The 19,949-nt window shown below is 62.3% G+C and carries 23 protein-coding genes and 1 tRNA gene; 10 read left to right on the top strand and 14 right to left on the bottom strand.

The features are described 5' to 3' along the window. Positions 1–41: 41 nt before the first annotated feature. Positions 42–182 (bottom strand): DUF3563 family protein, encoded by a 141-nt coding sequence (locus AC72UB_RS00175; protein WP_505187991.1) that lies wholly within the window; start codon positions 180–182, stop codon positions 42–44. Between the two features lie 210 nt (positions 183–392). Between AC72UB_RS00175 and rsfS the strand changes: the two genes are divergently transcribed. After that, positions 393–815 carry a ribosome silencing factor gene (gene rsfS / locus AC72UB_RS00170; protein ID WP_463289892.1) on the top strand — a complete coding sequence of 141 codons (423 nt, stop codon included), beginning with the start codon at positions 393–395 and terminating at the stop codon, positions 813–815. Positions 816–818: 3 nt separating this feature from the next. Next, positions 819–1,292 (top strand): 23S rRNA (pseudouridine(1915)-N(3))-methyltransferase RlmH, encoded by a 474-nt coding sequence (gene rlmH, locus AC72UB_RS00165; protein WP_505187990.1) that lies wholly within the window; start codon positions 819–821, stop codon positions 1,290–1,292. 119 nt (positions 1,293–1,411) lie between these two features. Here the strand turns inward: rlmH and AC72UB_RS00160 are convergent, their stop codons facing one another. The 4 genes from AC72UB_RS00160 to AC72UB_RS00145 form a co-directional block, all read right to left on the bottom strand. Beyond that, on the bottom strand, positions 1,412–2,530 hold the full coding sequence (locus AC72UB_RS00160; RefSeq protein ID WP_505187989.1) for a pyridoxal phosphate-dependent decarboxylase family protein: 1,119 nt from the start codon (positions 2,528–2,530) through the stop codon (positions 1,412–1,414). A gap of 124 nt (positions 2,531–2,654) precedes the next feature. Continuing rightward, on the bottom strand, positions 2,655–3,284 hold the full coding sequence (locus AC72UB_RS00155) for an FMN-binding negative transcriptional regulator (RefSeq protein WP_505187988.1): 630 nt from the start codon (positions 3,282–3,284) through the stop codon (positions 2,655–2,657). Between the two features lie 73 nt (positions 3,285–3,357). Further along, on the bottom strand, positions 3,358–3,483 hold the full coding sequence (gene ykgO, locus AC72UB_RS00150; protein WP_100196728.1) for a type B 50S ribosomal protein L36: 126 nt from the start codon (positions 3,481–3,483) through the stop codon (positions 3,358–3,360). 69 nt (positions 3,484–3,552) lie between these two features. Continuing rightward, a tRNA-Val gene (locus AC72UB_RS00145) sits at positions 3,553–3,627 on the bottom strand. Between the two features lie 161 nt (positions 3,628–3,788). On the opposite strand from AC72UB_RS00145, the gene AC72UB_RS00140 reads away from it, so the two are divergent. Beyond that, positions 3,789–4,649: an N-formylglutamate amidohydrolase gene (locus tag AC72UB_RS00140; protein WP_505187987.1), complete on the top strand. Its 861-nt coding sequence runs from the start codon at positions 3,789–3,791 to the stop codon at positions 4,647–4,649. Here AC72UB_RS00140 and AC72UB_RS00135 read toward each other — a convergent pair whose 3' ends face one another. Next, positions 4,650–5,903, bottom strand: coding sequence for a DNA polymerase IV (locus AC72UB_RS00135; RefSeq protein WP_505187986.1), 1,254 nt, complete (start codon positions 5,901–5,903; stop codon positions 4,650–4,652). Between the two features lie 106 nt (positions 5,904–6,009). Here AC72UB_RS00135 and AC72UB_RS00130 point away from each other — a divergent pair, with 106 nt between their 5' ends. Genes AC72UB_RS00130 through AC72UB_RS00120 form a run of 3 tightly spaced genes read left to right on the top strand, consistent with a single transcriptional unit; the run spans position 6,010 to position 7,569 of the window. Beyond that, positions 6,010–6,891 carry an SPFH domain-containing protein gene (locus AC72UB_RS00130; protein WP_463289887.1) on the top strand — a complete coding sequence of 294 codons (882 nt, stop codon included), beginning with the start codon at positions 6,010–6,012 and terminating at the stop codon, positions 6,889–6,891. Next, on the top strand, positions 6,888–7,157 hold the full coding sequence (locus AC72UB_RS00125) for an NfeD family protein (protein WP_505187985.1): 270 nt from the start codon (positions 6,888–6,890) through the stop codon (positions 7,155–7,157). The genes AC72UB_RS00130 and AC72UB_RS00125 overlap by 4 nt, the downstream gene beginning before the upstream one ends. Beyond that, positions 7,150–7,569, top strand: coding sequence for an NUDIX hydrolase (locus AC72UB_RS00120; RefSeq protein ID WP_505187984.1), 420 nt, complete (start codon positions 7,150–7,152; stop codon positions 7,567–7,569). The genes AC72UB_RS00125 and AC72UB_RS00120 overlap by 8 nt, the downstream gene beginning before the upstream one ends. Here the strand turns inward: AC72UB_RS00120 and serB are convergent. Further along, complete coding sequence (gene serB, locus AC72UB_RS00115) at positions 7,566–8,441, bottom strand: phosphoserine phosphatase SerB (protein WP_505187983.1); 876 nt, start codon at positions 8,439–8,441, stop codon at positions 7,566–7,568. The two genes, AC72UB_RS00120 and serB, sit on opposite strands and share 4 nt — an antisense overlap. 152 nt (positions 8,442–8,593) lie before the next feature. Here serB and AC72UB_RS00110 point away from each other — a divergent pair, with 152 nt between their 5' ends. From AC72UB_RS00110 to AC72UB_RS00095, 4 genes are all read left to right on the top strand, one after another. Beyond that, positions 8,594–9,751, top strand: coding sequence for a phosphoserine transaminase (locus AC72UB_RS00110; protein WP_505187982.1), 1,158 nt, complete (start codon positions 8,594–8,596; stop codon positions 9,749–9,751). A 98-nt stretch (positions 9,752–9,849) separates the two neighbouring features. Further along, the gene (gene serA / locus AC72UB_RS00105) at positions 9,850–11,445 is read left to right on the top strand and encodes a phosphoglycerate dehydrogenase (RefSeq protein WP_505187981.1); all 1,596 of its coding nucleotides are present in this window, start codon (positions 9,850–9,852) and stop codon (positions 11,443–11,445) included. A 62-nt stretch (positions 11,446–11,507) separates the two neighbouring features. Then, positions 11,508–12,113, top strand: coding sequence for a dimethylsulfonioproprionate lyase family protein (locus AC72UB_RS00100; RefSeq protein WP_505187980.1), 606 nt, complete (start codon positions 11,508–11,510; stop codon positions 12,111–12,113). An 89-nt stretch (positions 12,114–12,202) separates the two neighbouring features. Further along, positions 12,203–12,952: a metallophosphoesterase gene (locus AC72UB_RS00095; RefSeq protein WP_505187979.1), complete on the top strand. Its 750-nt coding sequence runs from the start codon at positions 12,203–12,205 to the stop codon at positions 12,950–12,952. Here AC72UB_RS00095 and AC72UB_RS00090 read toward each other — a convergent pair. The 7 genes from AC72UB_RS00090 to AC72UB_RS00060 form a co-directional block, all read right to left on the bottom strand. Then, the gene (locus tag AC72UB_RS00090) at positions 12,949–13,140 is read right to left on the bottom strand and encodes a DUF2783 domain-containing protein (RefSeq protein WP_505187978.1); all 192 of its coding nucleotides are present in this window, start codon (positions 13,138–13,140) and stop codon (positions 12,949–12,951) included. The genes AC72UB_RS00095 and AC72UB_RS00090 overlap by 4 nt on opposite strands. 1 nt (position 13,141) lies before the next feature. Further along, positions 13,142–14,683, bottom strand: a complete 1,542-nt coding sequence (locus AC72UB_RS00085) for an FAD-dependent oxidoreductase (protein WP_505187977.1) — start codon at positions 14,681–14,683, stop codon at positions 13,142–13,144. Then, positions 14,683–14,892, bottom strand: coding sequence for a hypothetical protein (locus tag AC72UB_RS00080; RefSeq protein WP_505187976.1), 210 nt, complete (start codon positions 14,890–14,892; stop codon positions 14,683–14,685). The genes AC72UB_RS00085 and AC72UB_RS00080 overlap by 1 nt, the downstream gene beginning before the upstream one ends. Further along, positions 14,889–15,839, bottom strand: coding sequence for an MBL fold metallo-hydrolase (locus tag AC72UB_RS00075; protein ID WP_505187975.1), 951 nt, complete (start codon positions 15,837–15,839; stop codon positions 14,889–14,891). Before AC72UB_RS00075 ends, AC72UB_RS00080 begins: the two co-directional genes overlap by 4 nt. A gap of 1 nt (position 15,840) precedes the next feature. Next, entirely contained in the window at positions 15,841–17,100 is a 1,260-nt protein-coding gene (gene fahA / locus AC72UB_RS00070; RefSeq protein WP_505187974.1) for a fumarylacetoacetase, read from the bottom strand. A gap of 92 nt (positions 17,101–17,192) precedes the next feature. Then, positions 17,193–18,554, bottom strand: coding sequence for a homogentisate 1,2-dioxygenase (hmgA, locus tag AC72UB_RS00065; RefSeq protein ID WP_463290254.1), 1,362 nt, complete (start codon positions 18,552–18,554; stop codon positions 17,193–17,195). Positions 18,555–18,731: 177 nt separating this feature from the next. Beyond that, a complete protein-coding gene (locus AC72UB_RS00060) occupies positions 18,732–19,832 on the bottom strand; it encodes an MFS transporter (RefSeq protein WP_505187973.1) in 1,101 nt (366 codons plus the stop codon). Between the last annotated feature and the right edge of the window lie 117 nt (positions 19,833–19,949).

Below are 19,949 nucleotides of genomic sequence, written 5' to 3'. Positions count from 1 at the left end.
TACGCGCGAATCCCCGGCCGATCAATCGCAATGCGTTGGCCTTAGCGGGCGGCGAATTTCCCGCCCGCAATCTCACGCTCACGCCGCTCAAGGTCATAGCGGCTGACCGCTTCGCTCAGATAGGCCAACTCAGCCTCGCGGCGGCTCGGGCGCTGGCGCAGGAATTCGAGGATAAATCGCATGTCACTCTCCATTCAGCCTCCCCCGCTCAATATGCTGCATCGCAGCGATTCCAGTTAGGCCACCCCCCGCAAAGGCGCCATGCAGCCCCAGCATGGCTTGCATCTTTGCCCGCTTCGCGGTATCCGCGCGCCTTCGCTGCCGTTGAGAAACCCGTACCCCGGTGTTACTCTGGCACCATGCCCGGTGCCGGGGACCGACAGGCACGCCCTATGGAGGACCTGGTCCTGTCTCATTCTGATCCCGCGACCGGGCTTCCGGTTGGCCCACGCGACGCCCGGCCCGCTGGCGACTACACGTCCGAAGAATTGCTCGCCGCCGTTCTGGCTTCGGTGGATGATGACAAGGCCGAAGACGTCGTGCAGATCGACCTGCGCGGTCGGTCCGATGTGGCCGATTACATGGTCATCTGCTCGGGCCGCTCCTCGCGTCAGGTCGCGTCGATTTCCGAAAAGCTGGCCGACCGTCTGAAAGAGCAGTTCCGGATTCTGGCCAAGATGGAAGGCAAGGAAACCGGCGACTGGGTGCTGATCGATTCGGGCGATGTCATCGTGCACGTCTTCCGCCCCGAGGTTCGCGAGTTCTACCAGCTTGAAAAGATGTGGATGCCGGGCTCTGCCCACCGCGGGGCCTAAGCCTTGCGGGTGCATGTCTGTGCCGTGGGGCGCATCCGGGCTGACCAGCCTGAGCGGGCGCTGTTTGAAGATTACCACATGCGGTTCAACCGCACGGGCAAACCTCTTGCCCTCGGCCCGATGATCGAGATCGAGGTTGAGGACAAGAAGGGCGGCGGCATGGCCGCCGAAGCCGAGCTTTTGGCCCGCGCCGTGCCTCAGGGCGCGGTTCTTGTCACGCTGGATGAGCGCGGCAAACTGCTGACCAGTCCCGAATTCGCCACCCAACTCGCCCGCTGGCGCGATGCCGGGCGGCAAGATGTGGCCTTCGTCATCGGCGGGGCCGACGGGATTGACCCCAGCCTTCGCGCCCGCGCCGATTTCTCGATTTCTTTCGGCCAGATGGTCTGGCCCCACATGCTCGTCCGCGTCATGCTGGCCGAACAACTCTATCGCGCGGCGAATATCCTGTCCGGTGGGCCGTATCACCGGGCTTAAGGCTTTCAGGTCTGGTGCTCGCCGCCTGACAGAAAGCAGCCAGTTGCCGCTTCAAGCCCATCTTTGACCGACTGCTACGACGTGCATGAACGGCTGGCTCACACGCGACCGCGCAGGCCTTACCTCAGCGATTCTTCGATCCGCGCCCAGACCGCCTCGATGTCGGCATACATGTTGGCGGCAACTTGCCGAACATAGGGTTCCCCTCCAATCGCGGTTCGCGAGGCGGTCGCGCCAAGATGCTTGATGACGGCTTCGGTGTTTCCGTCGACAGGCCGCCAGTTCACCACTCCGGTCTCTGGTCGCTGCCGCAGATGGCAGCGCGGATCATCCTCCAAACGATTGGCAAGCTCTTCCGACACGGCGACCAGTCGCTCGATCCGCTCCGCCAGCCCCGTCTTTCCCCAAGCAAGCAGTGTTCCAAGCAGCGCAACCCCTGCCGCGCCACGAGACCCCTGCACGCCCACATTGGGCACCGCCAGATAGGATCCGCCAAAGCTGATGGCACTTTGCATGGCCGGGTCGCGGAATAGGACCATGGCCGAGTCCTTCGGCTGGAAAAACCACTTATGCGCCGACACCGCGACGCTCTGTGCCCGTTCGATCCCGTCCAACCGATTGGCATGGCGCGTCAGACGCAACGGACCGGCCCAGGCGGCATCCACATGCAGCCAAGCCGCATCTTTTCCAAGCTGAAGGTCGTCGATTGCCCCGCGGCCCGTGGTTCCCGCCGTCAGCACAAGAGCTGCGTCCTTCAAGGACGGCATGCGGTCGGCGTCGATGCGCCCCGCCGCATCGGTCGCCACGGGTGAGAACGGCATGCCCAGAATGCTCGCAGCCTTCGGCACCGAGATATGCGCATCAGCAGACGCCACCACATGCCGCGCGCCATGCTCACGCGCGCACCACAAAGCGGCAAGATTGGCGATGGTCGACCCGGCGCACATATGCCCCGCCCCCATTCCAAAGAAGGGTGCAAGCCAGTTAATCACCTTCCGTTCAGCCTCGGTCGCAAAGGGGCTCAGATCGGGATGAAGCAAATTCTGATTTACGCTCGCATTCAGTCCGATCAACCGCGCCGCCACCCCGGCTGGCGCAGGGTCCATATGGGCAAGCGCTGCAGGATCCCCGAGCGCGGCCGAACGCGCTTCCACGATGCGTTTCATGTGATTGAACGCCTCGTCCTCGCCTGTTCCATGGTCGGGCAGTTCGCTGGGTATTTCCAAATGCTGCGACATGCCTCGACGATCCGTTCTTTTGCTTGGCAGATGAAGCAAGAACCTAGCCGGATGGATTCACCGGGTAAACGTCCAATAGGCTTGCTGCTTTACGCAAATCCTTCGCTGATCGCGCAAGACCAGATCACTGCCCCAGATCGCCCACCCCCCGCATCAACCGCGCCAGTTCCGTCCGGGGTGACGGCTCGTCCCAGCCCTCCAGCCCCGCCACGGCACCCGCCCTTTGCTCGGGCGTCTTGTTCTGCCCCAGCTTCCACGTGCCCTCGACGCCCTCGATCACCAACCGGAACGGCAGAATCATCCGCATCATCCGGATCATCGCCTCGTCTGACATCTTGGCGCTGGTCCACGGCCGCTTCGGCGCCAGCCGCCCCTCGAACATGGCCGACAGCTCATCCGCCATCGGGCGCAGCGCCGCGTCCGGCAGCGGCTCCAGCCGCCCGCGCAGATGCACGGCGACATAGTTCCACGTCGGCACCTGATCCACCGCGCCATACCAATCGGGCGAGATATAGCTCTCCGGCCCCATCACCGCCAAAACCGCCGGCGCGGGCAAGGCACTGCGCGCAATCGCGTTGGACCGCGCCAGATGGATCAGCGCTGAAAGACCACCGCTTTCGGTCACCACAAACGGCACATGCGCCATGATCGGCCCCGCATCGCCATTCAGGCACAGCGTGCCAAAGCCACGGGCCTTGGCAAAGGCAAGGCTGTCCTCGGCGGAAACCTGTCGAAAGGCGGGATTGGGGTGCATGGGAAACCTCTGAAATGAAAAAGCCGCCCCGGGTTTCCCCACAGCGGCCCAATCATGCTTGCTGTCGCAAAACTCAGCCCTGACGGGCCTTGTAGCGCTTTTGCGTCTTGTTGATCACATAGACGCGGCCTTTACGGCGCACAATCTGGCAATCGCGGTGACGCGTCTTCAGCGAGCGGAGCGAGTTCGCAACTTTCATCGGCCTTCTCCTCTACGCGGCGCGTCTGCGCCGATTGAAAACAACGTGCCCCCTTTCGGAAGCGGTGAATGGTGGGCGGTACTGGGATCGAACCAGTGGCCACTACGATGTCAACGTAGTGCTCTACCGCTGAGCTAACCGCCCACGTTCCAGCCTGATTCCACCTGTGCCCAAAGAAAAGGACGCGGGCGGAACCGCGTCGGATGGACGGGGCTATAAACAGAGTCGCAGACACGTTCAAGGGGTTTCGACATTCCCGCTTTTGGCCTTATATCAATCAAGTGACAGGAGTGTATGTGTTTCCCATGACGGCCGACGTGTTTCGCCTTGACCAACCCGCGCGGCAGACAACCGCCGTGATCTTCGCCTCGCCACACAGCGGGGCGCGGTATGATGCGGGGTTTTTGGCCCGAACCGTGCTGTCGCAGGCGCAGATCCGCTCTTCTGAAGATGCCTTTGTGGATAGGCTGTTTTCCTCAGCCACCCGGCACGGCGCGCCCCTGCTGGCCGCCCATGTGCCGCGCGCCTATCTCGACCTCAACCGCGCGCCCGATGAACTCGATCCCGCTGTGATCGACGGAATCGCCCGCGCGCCGCACAACCCGCGCGTCTCCTCTGGCCTTGGGGTGATTCCCCGCGTGGTGGCCGGAGGCCGCGCCATCTATCGCGGCAAGCTCCCCTTGGCCGAGGCCGAGGCGCGGATTGCCCGCTGTTGGCACCCCTATCACCGCGCCCTGCGTGATCTGGTCGAAAGCACCCATGCCCAGTTTGGTCAGGCCGTGCTGATCGACTGCCATTCGATGCCACATGAGGCGATTGAGCATCACAGCCGCCCCGGCCGCCCCGCGCCTGAGGTGGTTCTCGGCGACCGTTTCGGCGCCTCTGCCGCCCCTTGGGTGATCGATGCGGTCCATGCCGTCTTTCAGGCCGAAGGCTTTCGCGTCGTCCGCAACACCCCCTTTGCCGGGGCCTTCATCGCCCAAAGCTATGGCCGCCCCTCTGCGGGCCGCCATGTCGTGCAGATCGAAATCGACCGCGCGCTTTATATGAACGAAGCCACCATCGAGCCCCTCCCCGACTTTCCCCATTTTACCGAACGTATGGCGCGGGTGGTGCAGCAGATTGCCAGCATCGGGCGGCAAGAGATCCCACTCGCCGCCGAATAATCAGCGCAAACTGCGTCCCTTCACAATCGCATCCGGCCCGAACTTGGCGCGAATGGCATCTGTGGCGCGCTCCGCCTTGGCCCGGCGCTGGGCGTCAGGGTCCAACAAATCCCCCAACAAATCCGCCTCCGCCTCGGGTGCCAAATCGGCAATCCCCACCCCAATCAGCCGAAACGGCCCCTTACTTACCTCGGGCTGAAACAGATCCCGCGCCGCGCGGTAAATCCGGTCGGTCAACTGCGTCGGATCGCTCAATCCATGACGGCGCGAGATCAGCTGAAAATCGCCCTTCTTCAGCTTCAGCGTCACTGTTCGGCCACTTAGGGCCTTTGCCTTCGCCCGATCCGCCACCTGCTCGGCCAACCGCCACAAATGGCCATCCAGCACATCCGCGTCGGCGGTGTCCTCAAAAAACGTGGTTTCCTTGGAAATCGACTTCACCTTCTCATCCCGGCTGACGCGCCGCCGATCCTCGCCCCGCGCCAGATGATACAGTCGCTCGCCCATAGACCCGAACCGCGCCACCAGATCGGCCCGGTCCCAGCGCAAGAGATCGGCAATCGTGCGAATGCCTGCCTTTTCCAAGGCACCTTGCGCCGCCGTGCCTACCCCCCAGATAATCCGCACCGGCTTTGGTCGCAGGAAATCGGCCGTCTCCGCCCGGCCAATCACCGAAAACCCGCGCGGCTTGTCGAGGTCTGACGCGATCTTGGCCAGAAACTTGTTGTGCGACAGCCCGACAGACCCCGTGACGCCCAACTCCGTCTCCATCCGCTGCACCAGACGTGCCAGCATCACCGCAGGCGGCGCGCCATGCAGCCGCGCGGTGCCGCTCAGGTCCAGAAACGCCTCGTCCAGCGATAGGGGCTCAATCGACGGGGTCATCTCCTCCATCATCGCCCGAATGGCCCGGCTGACCTCGGCGTAAACCCCCATCCGGGGCTTCACCACCACGGCATCCGGGCACAGTTTCATCGCCTGAAACATCGGCATGGCCGACCGCACGCCGTGAATCCGCGCCAGATAACAGCAGGTCGACACCACCCCCCGCTGCCCGCCGCCCACAATCAACGGCACGTCTCTCAGGGCCGGATTGTCTCGCTTTTCCACGCTGGCATAAAAGGCATCGCAATCCATATGGGCGATGGACAGGCTGAAAAGCTCGGCATGGCCAATCACGCGCGGGCTGCGGCAGGCGGGGCAGCGCGCGGCCTCGTCAAAACTGGTCAGACAATCGCGGCAAAAGGCAGGCATGGGGCCAAGTATCTGCAACTTGCGCGCGGCTGTCCATGCGGCTTTCCCTTGCACCGCCGCCACTTCGCACCCATCTTGAGACGAAGTTCATCAAAGGGCAGTTCACATGGATATTGACCAGTTCATCGGCACCGGTGCGGTTTACCTCGCCTTGGCGATCTTCCTGATCGTCACGATCTTCAAGGCGGTGCGCATCGTGCCGCAGTCGGAAAAATATGTCGTCGAACGCTTTGGCCGCCTGCGCTCGGTCTTGGGGCCGGGGATCAACTTTCTGGTCCCCTATCTCGACCGCGTCGCGCATAAGGTCTCGGTCTTGGAGCGCCAACTCCCGAACGCCCGCCAAGACGCCATCAGCGCCGACAACGTGCTGTTGCAGGTGGAAACCTCGGTGTTTTACCGCGTGACCGAACCCGAAAAGACCGTCTACCGTATCCGCGATGTCGATGCCGCCATCGCCACCACCGTGGCGGGCATCGTGCGCTCTGAAATCGGCAAGCTGGAACTGGATCAGGTCCAATCCAACCGTGCCCAGCTGATCGAGCGTGTGCGCGAACAGGTCAAGGCCATGGTCGATGACTGGGGCGTCGAAGTCACCCGCGCTGAGATTCTGGATGTGGCGCTGGACGAACAAACCCGCAATGCCATGCTGCAACAGTTGAACGCCGAACGCGCCCGCCGCGCCCAAGTGATGGAGGCTGAGGGCAAGAAACGCGCCGTCGAACTCGCCGCCGACGCCGATCTTTACGCCGCCGATCAGGCCGCCAAAGCCCGCCGCATCACCGCCGACGCCGAGGCTTACGCCACAGGCGTCATCGCGGGCGCGATCAAGGAAAACGGTCTGGAAGCCGCACAGTTTCAGGTCGCGCTGAAACAGGTTGAGGCATTGCAGGCCATCGCCGCAGGGACAGGCAAGCAAACCATCCTCGTCCCCGCCAACGCGCTTGAGGCTTTTGGCGATGCCTTCAAAATGCTGAAAGGGCGCGCATGATGTGGAATGTCTGGTGGGTCTGGATCGTCGCAGGCTTTTCGCTGGGGGTGCTAGAGATTCTGGCCCCCGGCTACATCTTCCTCGGCTTCGCCATCGGCGCGCTGGTGACCGGCGGGCTTCTGGGCCTTGGCGTGTTGGGTGGTTCCCTGCCACTCCTCTTGGTGGTCTTTGCGCTTCTATCGCTGGCCTCATGGTTCGTCCTGCGCCGGGTGGTCGGCGTGGCTCCGGGGCAAGAGAAAATCTGGCACAAAGACATCAATGACTGACTTCGTCGGCGCCAAAGCGGCGCTGATCTGCGGCGATGCGGTGCTGACCTATCTGCGCGATGACCGCCCCGGCCTGCCATGGCCCGCCCATTGGGACCTGCCCGGCGGCGGGCGCGAAGGGGCAGAATCCGCCGAACAGTGCCTGTTTCGCGAGGTGATGGAGGAATTCGCCCTCCCCCTCACCCCCGCCCACCTGACATGGCGCGCCAGCTTTCCAGCCCTGCACAGCCCCGGCCATCACGCCATCTTCTTCGCAGGCCACATCACCGCATCTGAGGTGTCAGCCATCCGCTTTGGCGATGAGGGTCAAACATGGCAGATGATGCCGCTCGCCCAATGGCTCACCCACCCCCGCGCCGTGCCAGACCTGCCCCGCCGCACCGAAATCGCCCTGCGGGAGCTGGCGCGTTAGGCCAGAAACTCCTCGCGCCGATAGCCTTGCAAGTAGAGCAGCGCCGTCAGATCGCCGTGGTTTACCCGCACCGCACACTCTGCCTGCACGCTTGGCTTGGCATGCAGCGCCACGCCCATCCCCGCCAGCCCCAGCATCCCCAGATCATTCGCCCCATCGCCCACGGCGACAGCGTCAGCCGGTGAAATCCCCAACCGCGCCGAAATCTCCTCCAGCGCCTGCACCTTCGCCGCGCGGCCCAAGATCGGCTCTGCCACCGCCCCGGTCAAACGCCCAGCCTCGACCAACAGCGTATTGGCCCGGTTCTCGTCAAACCCCAGAACCCCCGCAATCGCCCCGGTGAACGCGGTAAACCCGCCCGACACCAGCGCCGCATAGCCCCCATGGCCGCGCATGGTGGCCACCAGCGCAGGCCCCCCCGGCATCAGCGTGATGCGGTCGCGGATCACCCGGTCAATCACCGCCTCCTCCAGCCCCCGCAAAAGCCCCACCCGCGCGCGCAGCGCGGCGTCAAACGCCAACTCGCCATTCATCGCCCGCGCGGTGATCCCGGCGACATAGGGCCCCACCCCCGCCTCATCGGCCAACTCGTCAATGCACTCCTGCTGGATCATCGTGCTGTCCATATCGGCAATCAGCATCCGCTTTTTCCGCCCCACGGCAGGCTGCACGGCAAGGTCGATCCCCATCGCCTGAAGCCCGTCCCACACCTCCCACAGGTTCGCAGGCATCGCCTCCAGCGCAAACTCCGCCGCCACGCCCGGATCCAGCCAAACGGCATCCCCACCCCCCCAAGCATTGCGCAAAGACTCAACCGCCACGCGGTCAAGCTTCGGGGTTTCCGGGTTGGTCAGCAGGGTCGCGATGAACATCAAAGGTTTCCGATAGTGGAGATTTGCGTCGTTTTTCGGGGATGATGCGGCGCTTTAGCGCGATTTTTTCGCTTGTGCCACCCCGAAAGCCCCGATACCCCCATCCGTGGGACACCCTTCCCCAACGAAGGGCTTTTAGCTGAGAGGCTACCATGACTGATCTGACCGCACCGGCATTGCGCCCGGCGAATCCGCGTTTTTCCTCTGGCCCTTGCGCCAAAATCCCCGGTTATTCTCTTGATCTGCTTGGCGACGCGCCCCTTGGCCGCTCGCACCGCGCCGCTGTCGGCAAGGCCAAGCTGCGCGAGGCCATCGACCTCACCCGTGAAATCCTCGGCGTCCCCGCCGATTACCGCATCGGCATTGTGCCCGGCTCTGATACCGGTGCGGTTGAGATGGCCATGTGGTCGCTTCTGGGCGCCCGGCCTGTCGAAATGCTGGCCTGGGAAAGCTTTGGCGAAGGCTGGGTCACCGATGTGGTCAAACAGCTTAAACTGGATGCCACCGTCAAAACGGCCCCCTATGGCCAGATCGTTGACCTCACCACCGTCGATTTTGACCGCGACGTCGTGTTCACATGGAACGGCACCACCTCGGGCTGCCGCATCCCCAACGCCAACGCCATCCCGGCCAACCGTCAGGGCCTGACCATCTGCGACGCCACCTCCGCCGCCTTCGCGATGGAGATGGACTGGGCGAAACTCGACGTCACCACCTTCTCATGGCAAAAGGTTCTGGGCGGTGAGGGCGCGCATGGCATGCTCATCCTGTCCCCCCGCGCGGTCGAGCGGCTAGAAACCTACACCCCCGCTTGGCCCCTGCCAAAAATCTTCCGCCTCACCTCCAAGGGCAAGATCACCGAAGGCATCTTCGTGGGCGAAACCATCAACACCCCCTCGATGCTGGCGGTGGAAGATTACCTCGTGTCGCTGAAATGGGCCAAATCGGTCGGCGGGCTGACCGGGCTTGTCAACCGCGCCCGCGCGAACGCCCAAGTTATCTGGGATTTCTGCGCCCAAAACCCATGGCTGCAAAATCTGGCCGAGACGCCCGAGATTGCCTCGACCACCAGTGTCTGCCTCAAGTTCAACGATGCCCGCATCAAGGACGGCGAGGCTTTCGCCAAAGCGGTCGCCAAGCGGTTGGAAAAGGCTGGGGTCGCCTATGACATCGGCGCCTACCGCGACGCGCCCGCAGGGCTCCGCATCTGGTGCGGCTCGACGGTGGAAACCGCCGATGTCGCCGCCCTGATGCCGTGGATCGCCCACGCGTTTGAGGCCGAAATCGCGGCACAAGCCCAAGCCGCCTGACCTTCCCTTTTCATTGCGCCCGCGTCCGGGCCCTGTCGGTACAAAGACCAGACAAATGCCAGACGCGGGCCATACGCAAACCAGACAGGATATTTCCCATGGCACCCCGCGTTCTCGTCTCTGACGAACTCTCCGAAACCGCCGTTCAAATCTTCCGCGACCGTGGAGTCGAGGTCGATTACATGCCCAAACTGGGCAAAGACAAAGAGAAACTGGCCGAGATCATTCACCAATATGACGGCCTCGCGATTCGCTCGGCCACCAAGGTGACCGAAAAGCTTTTGGCCAATGCCACGAACCTGAAAGTCGTGGGTCGCGCTGGGATTGGCGTCGACAACGTCGACATTCCGGCCGCCTCCAAAAAGGGCGTGATCGTGATGAACACGCCCTTCGGCAACTCTGTCACCACCGCCGAACATGCCATCGCGATGATGTTCGCCGTGGCCCGCCAACTGCCCGAGGCCAACGCCTCAACCCACTCTGGCAAATGGGAAAAATCCCGTTTCATGGGGGTGGAGCTCTTCAACAAAACCCTTGGCGTCATTGGCGCAGGCAACATCGGCGGCATCGTTTGTGACCGCGCGGTGGGGCTGAAGATGAAGGTCATCGCTTATGATCCCTTCCTGTCCGAAGAACGCGCCAAGGCGCTGGGCGTCACCAAGGTGGAGCTTGATGAGCTCTTGGCCCGCGCCGATTTCATCACCCTGCACGTGCCGCTCACCGACAAAACCCGCAACATTCTGGGCCGCGAAAACCTCGCGAAAACCAAGAAAGGCGTGCGGATCATCAACTGTGCGCGCGGTGGCCTGATCGACGAAGCCGCCCTGAAAGACGCGCTGGACACAGGCCATGTCGCCGGTGCCGCGCTGGATGTGTTCGAAACCGAACCCGCAACCGAAAACCCTCTATTTGGTCACCCAAACGTGGTCGTCACCCCACATCTTGGGGCATCCACCACCGAAGCGCAGGAAAACGTCGCCCTGCAAGTGGCCGAACAGATGGCAGATTACCTGCTGACCGGGGCCGTTTCCAACGCGCTCAACATGCCCAACGTCACCGCCGAAGAGGCCGCCATCATGGGCCCTTGGATCAAACTTGCGGCACATCTTGGGGCCTTTATCGGCCAGATGACCGATGAACCGATCAAAGCCATCAACATCTTGTATGATGGCACCGTTACGGACATGAATCTCGCCGCTCTTAACCAATCGGTAATTGCTGGTGTGCTAAAAGCCCATAACCCCGACGTGAATCTGGTGTCCGCACCTGTCGTGGCCAAGGACAAAGGCATTCTGATTTCGACCACCCGGCAGGACAAGACCGGCATCTTCGACGCTTATATCAAGGTCACCATGGTCACCGACAAGCGTGAGCGCTCGGTGGCTGGCACGTGTTTTTCCGATGGAAAACCGCGGTTTATCCAGATCAAGGGTATCAACATCGATGCTGAAATCGGCCAGCACATGCTCTACACCACGAATGAGGACGTGCCCGGCATCATCGGGCTTTTGGGCATGACCATGGGCAAGAACGGCGTCAACATCGCCAACTTTACCCTTGGCCGTTCCGGTGTGGGACAAGATGCGATTGCCATCCTTTATCTCGATCAGGCGATTGACCCAAAGGTCGTCGAAACCCTTGAATCGACGGGGATGTTCCAGCAGGTCAAGGCCTTGCAATTCGAAGTGGCATAAGCCAGCGTTCAGCGGCCGGGGTCCAACCCCGGCCGACATCACGCCGACATCTCAAGGCACCCATGCCAACCCTGACCCCACTGCTTCTCGCCCTCGCCGACCTGACCGAAGCCGAGCCTCGGGCAGCGGCACAGGCGACCGCAGATATCTTGCGCGCCGCGGCAAGCACCCACAGCTTCGCCCCTGCCCCGAGCTCGGTGCTGGATGAGGAGATCAAGGCGGCAGCACTTGGCGCAAACGCCTTGCCCTGCGCGGCTCTTGTGGCGCAGGCGGCCGCTTTCCTGCCGTGGCAAGCAAGTCCGGCTGCAGCGCTGCAACCCGGCCACTTGGCCGCCAGCAAAGCCGTGGTCACACTGATCAGTCCCGAAGGCCCCATCCACGCCCCGGATCTGCGTTTTGGTCTTTTTTATCAAGCCCCTGGCGTCTACTACCCGCTCCATGCCCATGAGGCTGCGGAAACCTACACGCTCTTGGCCGGAACCGCCCCGTGGCAAGCCGGCGACACCCGTCGCGTCCTTGGCCCCGGCGACAGCATCTATCATCCGCCCCAGATGCCCCATGCCATGCGGGCCGGTCCCGAAGGATTTTTGGCGATGTGGCGTTGGTCTGGGGATATCGGGTTTGACAGCTACCGCATGCTGCCCGACCCGGAAGCCACGGGCGTTTAGAATCCACCTTGCCCCTTCATCTGTTCCCAAATATCCCACGGGGGTCCGGGGGTGTGACCCCCCCCCTCCTTTCCAACAGGAACCCCGGAATGAGAACCTACGCCATCGGCGACATTCACGGCCAGCTTGACCTTCTCAAGGCCGCGCATGACCGGATTGCCGCCGATCAGGACCGTCACGGCGCCGCCCCCATCGTTCACATCGGCGATCTGGTGGACCGGGGCCCGGATAGTCCGGGCGTGATTGAATATCTGATGGCGGGCCATGCCCGGGGTGAAGATTGGGTCACGCTTTTGGGCAATCATGACCGGATGTTCGCGGGCTATCTGCGCGATCTTCATTGGCGCGACCCGCGTCTGCGCGTCGATCTCAGCTATCTGCATCCAAAGATCGGCGGGGCCGTAACCCTTTCAAATTACGGCGTAAAGAACCCCGCTGATCGCCCTCTCCCCCTGGTTCATGCCGAGGCGGTCGCCGCCGTGCCGCAAGCGCACCGCGATTTCATCGAAAGCCTGCCCACCAGCTTTGCCCGTGGCGAGGCCTTCTTTGCCCACGCCGGCATTCGCCCCGGTGTTCCCTTTGATCAGCAGACCGATGATGATCTGTGCTGGATCCGCGATGGCTTTCTGGATGACCGCCGCGATCATGGCGCGTTGATCGTCCATGGCCATACCCATCTGGCGCAGGTCACCCATTATGGAAACCGCTTGAACCTTGATTCCGGCGCGGCCTATGGTGGGCCGCTTTCAGCCGTTGTGATCGAAGGGCGCGCAGCGTTCTTGTTGACCGCGCAAGGCCGTAAGCCGCTGCCGATCACCCCGGATGCGCCAATCCGTTAAGCCCCGTCGCGCGCCAAAGCCAAGGCCGCGTCAAGCGTGGCGGCATCGCCCACATGATTGGCCAAGATAAGCACCAGCCGCGCGTTCAGCGCGTGGCTTTGCGCCTCGGTCAGGCCGCGGTGGGTAGCCAGCAGCTTGGCATAGAACCCATCCGCATCTGCCATGTTCGGTTTGGTCATCAGCGCCATCTCATGCCCCCCAAGCAGCCGTCATCGCCGCTGTAATCTCATCCGCCTTGGCCGAAATCCAGCGGGCGGCCACCACCTGATCGGGGCGGATCAGGTAAATCGCCTGCGCCTGATCGCCCAGATAGCGCCGCTTCAAATGGTCGTTCACCGCAGGCGCAAGACTGCGCGCGCCCGGCACGGCGGGGGCATCCTGACCCAAGGCCAGCACTACGAAATCCCGGCCCAAAGCCTCCAAAAGCCAGCCGTCCCCCAAGGGCGCATCGGGTGCCACGGCACCCGGCCGAGTGGCGGTCGGCAGATCGGCATCCGGTGCGGTCAAGGGATAGGTGCAGGGCCGCGACAGCCGGCCCGAGTTCACCATCGGCCGGGCAAAATCGGCCCTGCTGGCCAGATGCAGCACGGCATCGCGGAACAACCGTTCGACGCCATCTTCGGGCGACATAAAGCGTGTGGAGCGGGAAGAGTTCATCAGGTTCTCATCCGCGCCATAGATCCGCTCGCGGTCATATCCGGAAAGGATTTCAGCCGCTTGCGTGCCCTTGACCACGGCCGCCAACCGCCAGCCCAAAGCATCAACATCCTGCAACCCGCCATTGCCGCCGCGCGCCCCAAAGGGGCTGACGATATGGGCGGAATCGCCGACAAACAGCACCGGCCCATGCACGAAACTGCGCAGGCGGCGGCACTGGAAGGTGTAGATCGATGTCCAATCCAGCGTGAAATTCTTGTGCCCGACCACCTTTTCGATGCGCGGAATGATGCGCTCGGGTTGTTTTTCGACCTCGGGATCGGTGTCCCAGCCCAGTTGCAGGTCAATCCGGTAGATGTTGTCAGGCTGCTTGTGCAACAGCGCTGATTGACCGTTGTGAAAGCCGGGTTCAAACCAGAACCAGCGTTCCGAGGGGAAGTCGGCCTCCATCTCGATATCGGCAATCAGGAAGCGTTCTTCAAAGAGCTCGCCCTCAAACTCCAGCCCCAGCATCCCGCGCAAGGGGCTGCGCGCGCCATCACAGGCAATGACCCAATCGGCCTCAAGCGCATAGCGGCCATCGGGGGTTTCCACCGTCAGCACCGCATGATCGGCCCCGCGGTCAACCGCGACCACCTTGTTTTTCCAGCGCAGATCAATGTTCAGCGCTAGGGCGCGGTCGACCAGATATTGCTCGACGTAATACTGCTGCAGGTTCACGAAGGCGGGCATCTTGTGGCCGTCTTCGGGCAGAAGATCAAAGTTGAACACCTCGCGGTCGCGGTGGAAGGTGCGGCCCACTTGCCACGTCACGCCCTTTTTGACGCAAAGCCCGCCCACACCCAGCCGGTCCAGAATTTCAAGGCTGCGCTTGGACCAGCAGATCGCCCGGCTGCCGACCGAGACAACGTTGTTGTCATCCAGAACAACGCTGGCGACCCCGTGATTTGCGAGTTCGATCGCCATGGCAAGGCCGATGGGCCCAGCCCCGACGATGGCCACCTTGTGGCGCGGTTCGGGGGCGGTCAGGCCGGGCGGGGCGGTGTAGGGAAAGGGGCGATAGTCGTAAGGCATCAAGGATGATCCCGCTTAACAAGGCGCCAAATGGACAAAGCCAGCGTGCCGCCGAACAGGGCGACGGCCACGCCAACCACTTCAACAAGGGCCGGGCCGTCTGGCACGCCGCGTTTCCAGACCACAAAGCCAACAAAGGCCAGCCCAAAGACCGAGACGATGGCGCGGAAGATCAACTCACCCCGCGAAGGCCCGAACTGCCGGCTCATCCCTGCAAAGCCGCCCACATGTCCTGATCACGCTGCGCGGTCCAGATCCGGGGGTGGTCAATGCCGCGCGCTTCGTCATAGGCGCGGGCAACGTTGAAGGGCAGGCAATGTTCGTAGATCGCATAGTCCTTGAACTTGGGGTCGCAGGCGGCGCGGACAGCGTCCCAAGCCTCTTTAAGGCTGCCGCCGCGCGCGGCCACCTTTGCCGCCGGGCGATAAGTGCTTTCGACAAAATCCGCCGTCGCATCCAAGGCCTTCGCCACCATCTCTCGGCCAATCAGCGCATCGCCCCGGCCCGGCGCAATGGCCACCGGATCAAAGCCTGCGATGTTGTTCAAGGTATCGGCCCAATCGTTGAAATACCCGTCACCGCAATAGCAGGCCGAGTGGTACTCGACGATATCGCCGGTGAACATCACCTCGGCATCGGGCACCCAAACCACGGCATCCCCAGCGGTATGGGCGCGGCCCAGATGCATGATCTCAACCTTGCGCTTGCCCAAGTAGACAGTCATCGCCTCAGAGAATGTCGTGGTCGGCCATGTCAGGCCGGGAATTTCCTCATGGCCTTGGAACAGGCGCGGAAAGCGGCCGAACTCGGATGCCCAATCCTCGGCCCCGCGCTCCTCGACCATGCCGCGCGCGGCCTCCGACATGATAACCTCCCGCGCGCCGTAAGCGCTGGCACCCAGCACGCGCACGGCGTGGTAGTGGGTCAGAACCAGATGCGAAATCGGCTTGTCCGTGACGCCCCGGATACACTCAATCACCTTGCGTGCAAGGCGCGGGGTGGCCTGTGCTTCAACCACCATCACGCTCTCATCGCCAATGATGACGCCGGTGTTCGGATCACCCTCGGCGGTAAAGGCGTAAAGGCCGGGGCCCACCTCGGTGAACGAGGTTTTCTTTTCCGAAAGATCGCCTTGCGATGCGAATGCCTTGGCCATGTCAGCTCCTGTCATAGGGGTTTGCCAGCGCAGGCGTCACCTTGCCCGCGCAATCGCCAAACCCGATCCGATATCCGTCGCCCTGTGCCGCCCCGCGCAGCACAAGCGTGTCATTGTCCTCGATAAAGGTCCGCGTGCCACCTTTGATGGCGATGGGCTCCTTGCCGCCCCAAGACAGTTCCAACAGGCTTCCGCGGCTGTCTTTGGTTGGGCCCGAGATGGTGCCTGACCCCAAAAGATCGCCCACGGTCATGGCGCAGCCGCTGGTGGTGTGATGCGCGAGCTGCTGCGGGGCGGAATAGTACATTTCCGCATAATTGGTGCGGGCAAGGATGGTTTCCTCACCACCTTCTGGCGTCAGGCCGATCTCCAGCGCGATGTCATAGAGCATCGGTTTGGGTTCGGCCAAATAGGGCAAAAGCGGTTTGTCGCGCGCCGGTGTCGAAACCCGGAACGGCTCCAGCGCGGCCTTCATCACCACCCAGGGGCTGATCGTGGTCGCAGTCGCTTTGGCCTGAAACGGCCCCAAGGGCTGATACTCCCAAGCCTGAATGTCGCGCGCTGACCAGTCGTTCAACAGAACATAGCCAAAGATCATCGCATCGGCCTCGGCCACCGTCACCGGATGGCCATGGGTTGACGCCTGCCCCACCACCGCGCCCATCTCCAACTCAATGTCAAACCGGCGCGAGGGCTGGAAGGCCGGCACCTCATGGTCGGGCGATTTGACCTGCCCCCAAGGGCGGCGCACCTCGGTTCCCGAAACCACAACGGACGAGGCCCGACCGTTATAACCAATCGGAATATGCAGCCAGTTCGGTGGCAGCGCGTTCTCGGCCCCGCGAAACATCGTGCCGACGTTGGTCGCATGATGGCGGCCCGCGTAGAAATCGGTGTATTCGGCCAATAGGAAGGGCATGTGCAGGCGCGCACCTGCACGCGGCACCAGATGCGGCTCCACCTGCGCCCGCGCCCGTGACCCTTCTGCCAAAAGTGCAGTAACTGAGGCGCGGAGCGCAGCCCAAACCGCAGGCCCGGCCTCCATCACCTCATTCCAGAACGGCACATCAAAGAGCGGGCCTTCCGAGACGCCAATGATGCCCTCCTCCTCCAGCGCGGCCAGATCCAGGATGAAATCCCCAATCGCCATGCCACAGCGCGGCTCTTGATCGCCAAGTGAAAACACCCCGCAAGGCAGGTTGTTCAGCGGAAAATCCGTGTCGCCATTGGCGCTTTCGACCCAAGACCGCATCAATCCCATTATCCGCGCTTCCTTCCCTACCAGACCCGAGACGGGCTCTGCCTTCAAGGCGGTTCAAATATCCCGGGGGCGCGGGGGCTGGCCCCCGCTCCTCATTTCAGCCCGGGCGTGCCGTCGAACTTCTTCTCCAAAGACCCCCAACAATCAATGTAATCTTCCTGCAAATGCCCTGCCGTGGCGGCAAAAGGTGTCAGGTGCTGCGGAAAGCGGGTTTCGAACATAAAGCTCATGGTCTCGGTCAGCTTTTCTGCCTTGAGATCCGCATTCGACGCCCCTTCAAAGGCGGTCTTGTCCGGCCCATGCGGCAGCATGCAATTGTGCAAGGACATGCCGCCGGGGACAAAGCCCTTGGGCTTGGCGTCATAGATTCCATAAATGTTGCCCATCAACTCGGACATCACGTTCTTGTGGTACCATGGCGGGCGGAAGGTGTTTTCGGCCACCATCCAGCGGTCGCGGAACAAGACAAAGTCGATGTTCGCGGTGCCTTCGATGCCGCTCGGCGCGGTCAAGACGGTAAAGATCGACGGATCGGGGTGGTCGAACAAAATCGCGCCGACCGGGCAATAGGTGCGCAGGTCGTATTTCAGGGGCGCGTAGTTGCCATGCCATGCCACCACGTCCAGGGGCGAGTGGCCGATCTTCGTCTCATGGAACTGGCCGCACCATTTGACGGTGACGGTTGAGGGCACCTCGCGATCCTCAAACGCCGCCACCGGCGTCTTGAAATCGCGCGGGTTGGCCATGCAATTTGCCCCGATGGGGCCGCGCCCCGGCAGGGTGAACTTCTGGCCGTAATTCTCGCAGACAAACCCCCGCGCAGGGCCTTCCAGCACCTCCACCCGGTAGACCAGCCCGCGCGGCAAGATGGCGATTTCCTTTGGCTCCAGATCAATGATCCCAAGCTCGGTGCAGAACCGCAGACGGCCCTCTTGCGGCACGACCAACAGCTCACCATCGGCCGAGAAGAAGTATTCGTCCTTCATCGACTGGTTCACCAGATACATGTGGCTGGCCATGCCAGTCTGGGTGTTCACATCACCCGCCGTTGTCATGGTGCGCATGCCGGTGATCCAGGTCAGCGGCTGATCTGGCACGGCCACCGGGTCCCAGCGGTATTGGCCAAGCGAGATGATGTCGGGATCAATCAGCGGGGCCGATTTCCAATGCGGCACGGCGATTTTCTTGAACCGATGCGTGTGCTTGACCGAAGGCCGGATGCGGTAGCACCAAGTGCGTTCGTTCTGATGGCTGGGCGCGGTAAAGGCGGTGCCGGACAGCTGCTCGCCATAAAGGCCGTAGTTGCACTTTTGGGGAGAGTTCATGCCCTGCGGCAATGCACCCGGAAGCGCCTCGGTTTCAAAGTCATTGCCAAAACCGGGCATGTAGAACTCATGCGTGCCAACGGGCGAGACCGCCCGAACCATGCCCGAAGGGATATTCTGCGTGTTCATCCGAAGACCTCGCACAATGGTTGAGGGATATATGAGTCTTTGATCCATTAAATATCGTTGCAGCTGCAACGAAGTCAACTCTCGTCACCTAATCTTGGTTCTTAAGGCTTAGGCTCTAATGGGGTGGGGTCACGCCTTGGGGGCATGGCGCGGTGCTGTTGCGGGTCTCGACAGATCTCAGCGGCGCAAAAGCCGTGGGGCGGCCAGAAGGGCCGCAACCAACAACAGCGACGTCATGCCAAGGACGATATAGAAAAATCCGTTTGGCCCAAGATGGCCAAGTGCTTGCGTGACCACAATCGGTTGCACAATCGCACCGCAGAGACCCGCGCCCAGCATGATCGCCGACACCCGCGTGCTGGGGCCCATGCGCGCCAGTCCGGTCAAATAGCCGCCATAGAAAAAGAGCCCACAGCCAAACCCCAAGAGCGGAAACAAGATCGTCGGATCCCCGCCCAGAACAATGCCCGCCGCCAAAGCCGCGGTCAGAGCCGTTGCGCCGATATACAAGAGGAAGGCCGGTACAATGTTCGCGATGAACACAATCGTCAGGCGCGCAATCAAATAGGCAATAAAGAACAGCGACAAAAGCGCGGTCGCTTGGGCTTCGCTTTGACCGGCGATCACCAAGGCGGTTGGACCAAGGCCAACCAGACTGGCTTCCATCCCAATTCCCAGGGCCGCAAAGCCCAGAACCGGCCAATCTATCCGCAGCGGTCCCGTTTCGGCTTGGGCTTGAACTCGGGTATCTCCCATCCCGGTCGTGGCAACGAAGATCAGCACTGTAAGGGCGGTGAACAGCCAAAAGGTGAGTGCCGGATCGCTGTTAAAGGCCAGAAAGATCTGCGGTGCTGCGATGGCCCCTAAGGTGAAGATGGCGTTGAGAAGGCTCATCATCGCCGGTCCACGGGGGCCATAGGCCGACAGCACGCGCGGATTGTAGACCGCCGCGATGACCCCATAGCCCGCGCCGAACAGTGTGCCACCCAGCAAGACCAGCGCCCAATTGTTCATCAGCGCCAAAAGGGCCGTCCCGATTGCGGCCAGCGCCAGCCCCGACTTTGGCCCAAGTTGGGTGGGCAAGAAATAAACGGCGATGACCGCTGCCAGACAGCCGCCCCAGAACAAGGACAACAACCAACCGACCGACGACACGTCCAGCCCGAAGGTCTTGGCATAGCTGGGCAAGACCGGCCCAAAGATGGCCTGCGCCATGCCCAAAAGCACAAAGGCGGCCAGTCCGGTTGCCAAAAGCAGAAATTTTGTGCCGGTGTTCATGGTCCTGCCAAAAGCTGTCTTTGGTGCCCTAATCGGCGGCATGGCCAAGGTCAATCGGCTTTGCGCGGATCCCTGAACGCCCTTGCGCGACCGGCGGCTTGCGGGCAGGCTTTGCCT

This window comes from Allotabrizicola aquatica (SeqCode) (assembly GCF_965194375.1).
Classification (GTDB): Bacteria; Pseudomonadota; Alphaproteobacteria; order Rhodobacterales; family Rhodobacteraceae; genus Tabrizicola_A; species Tabrizicola_A aquatica.
The sequence above is the reverse complement of the archived record's forward strand: the minus strand, read 5'-3'. Positions and strand labels throughout refer to the sequence as shown.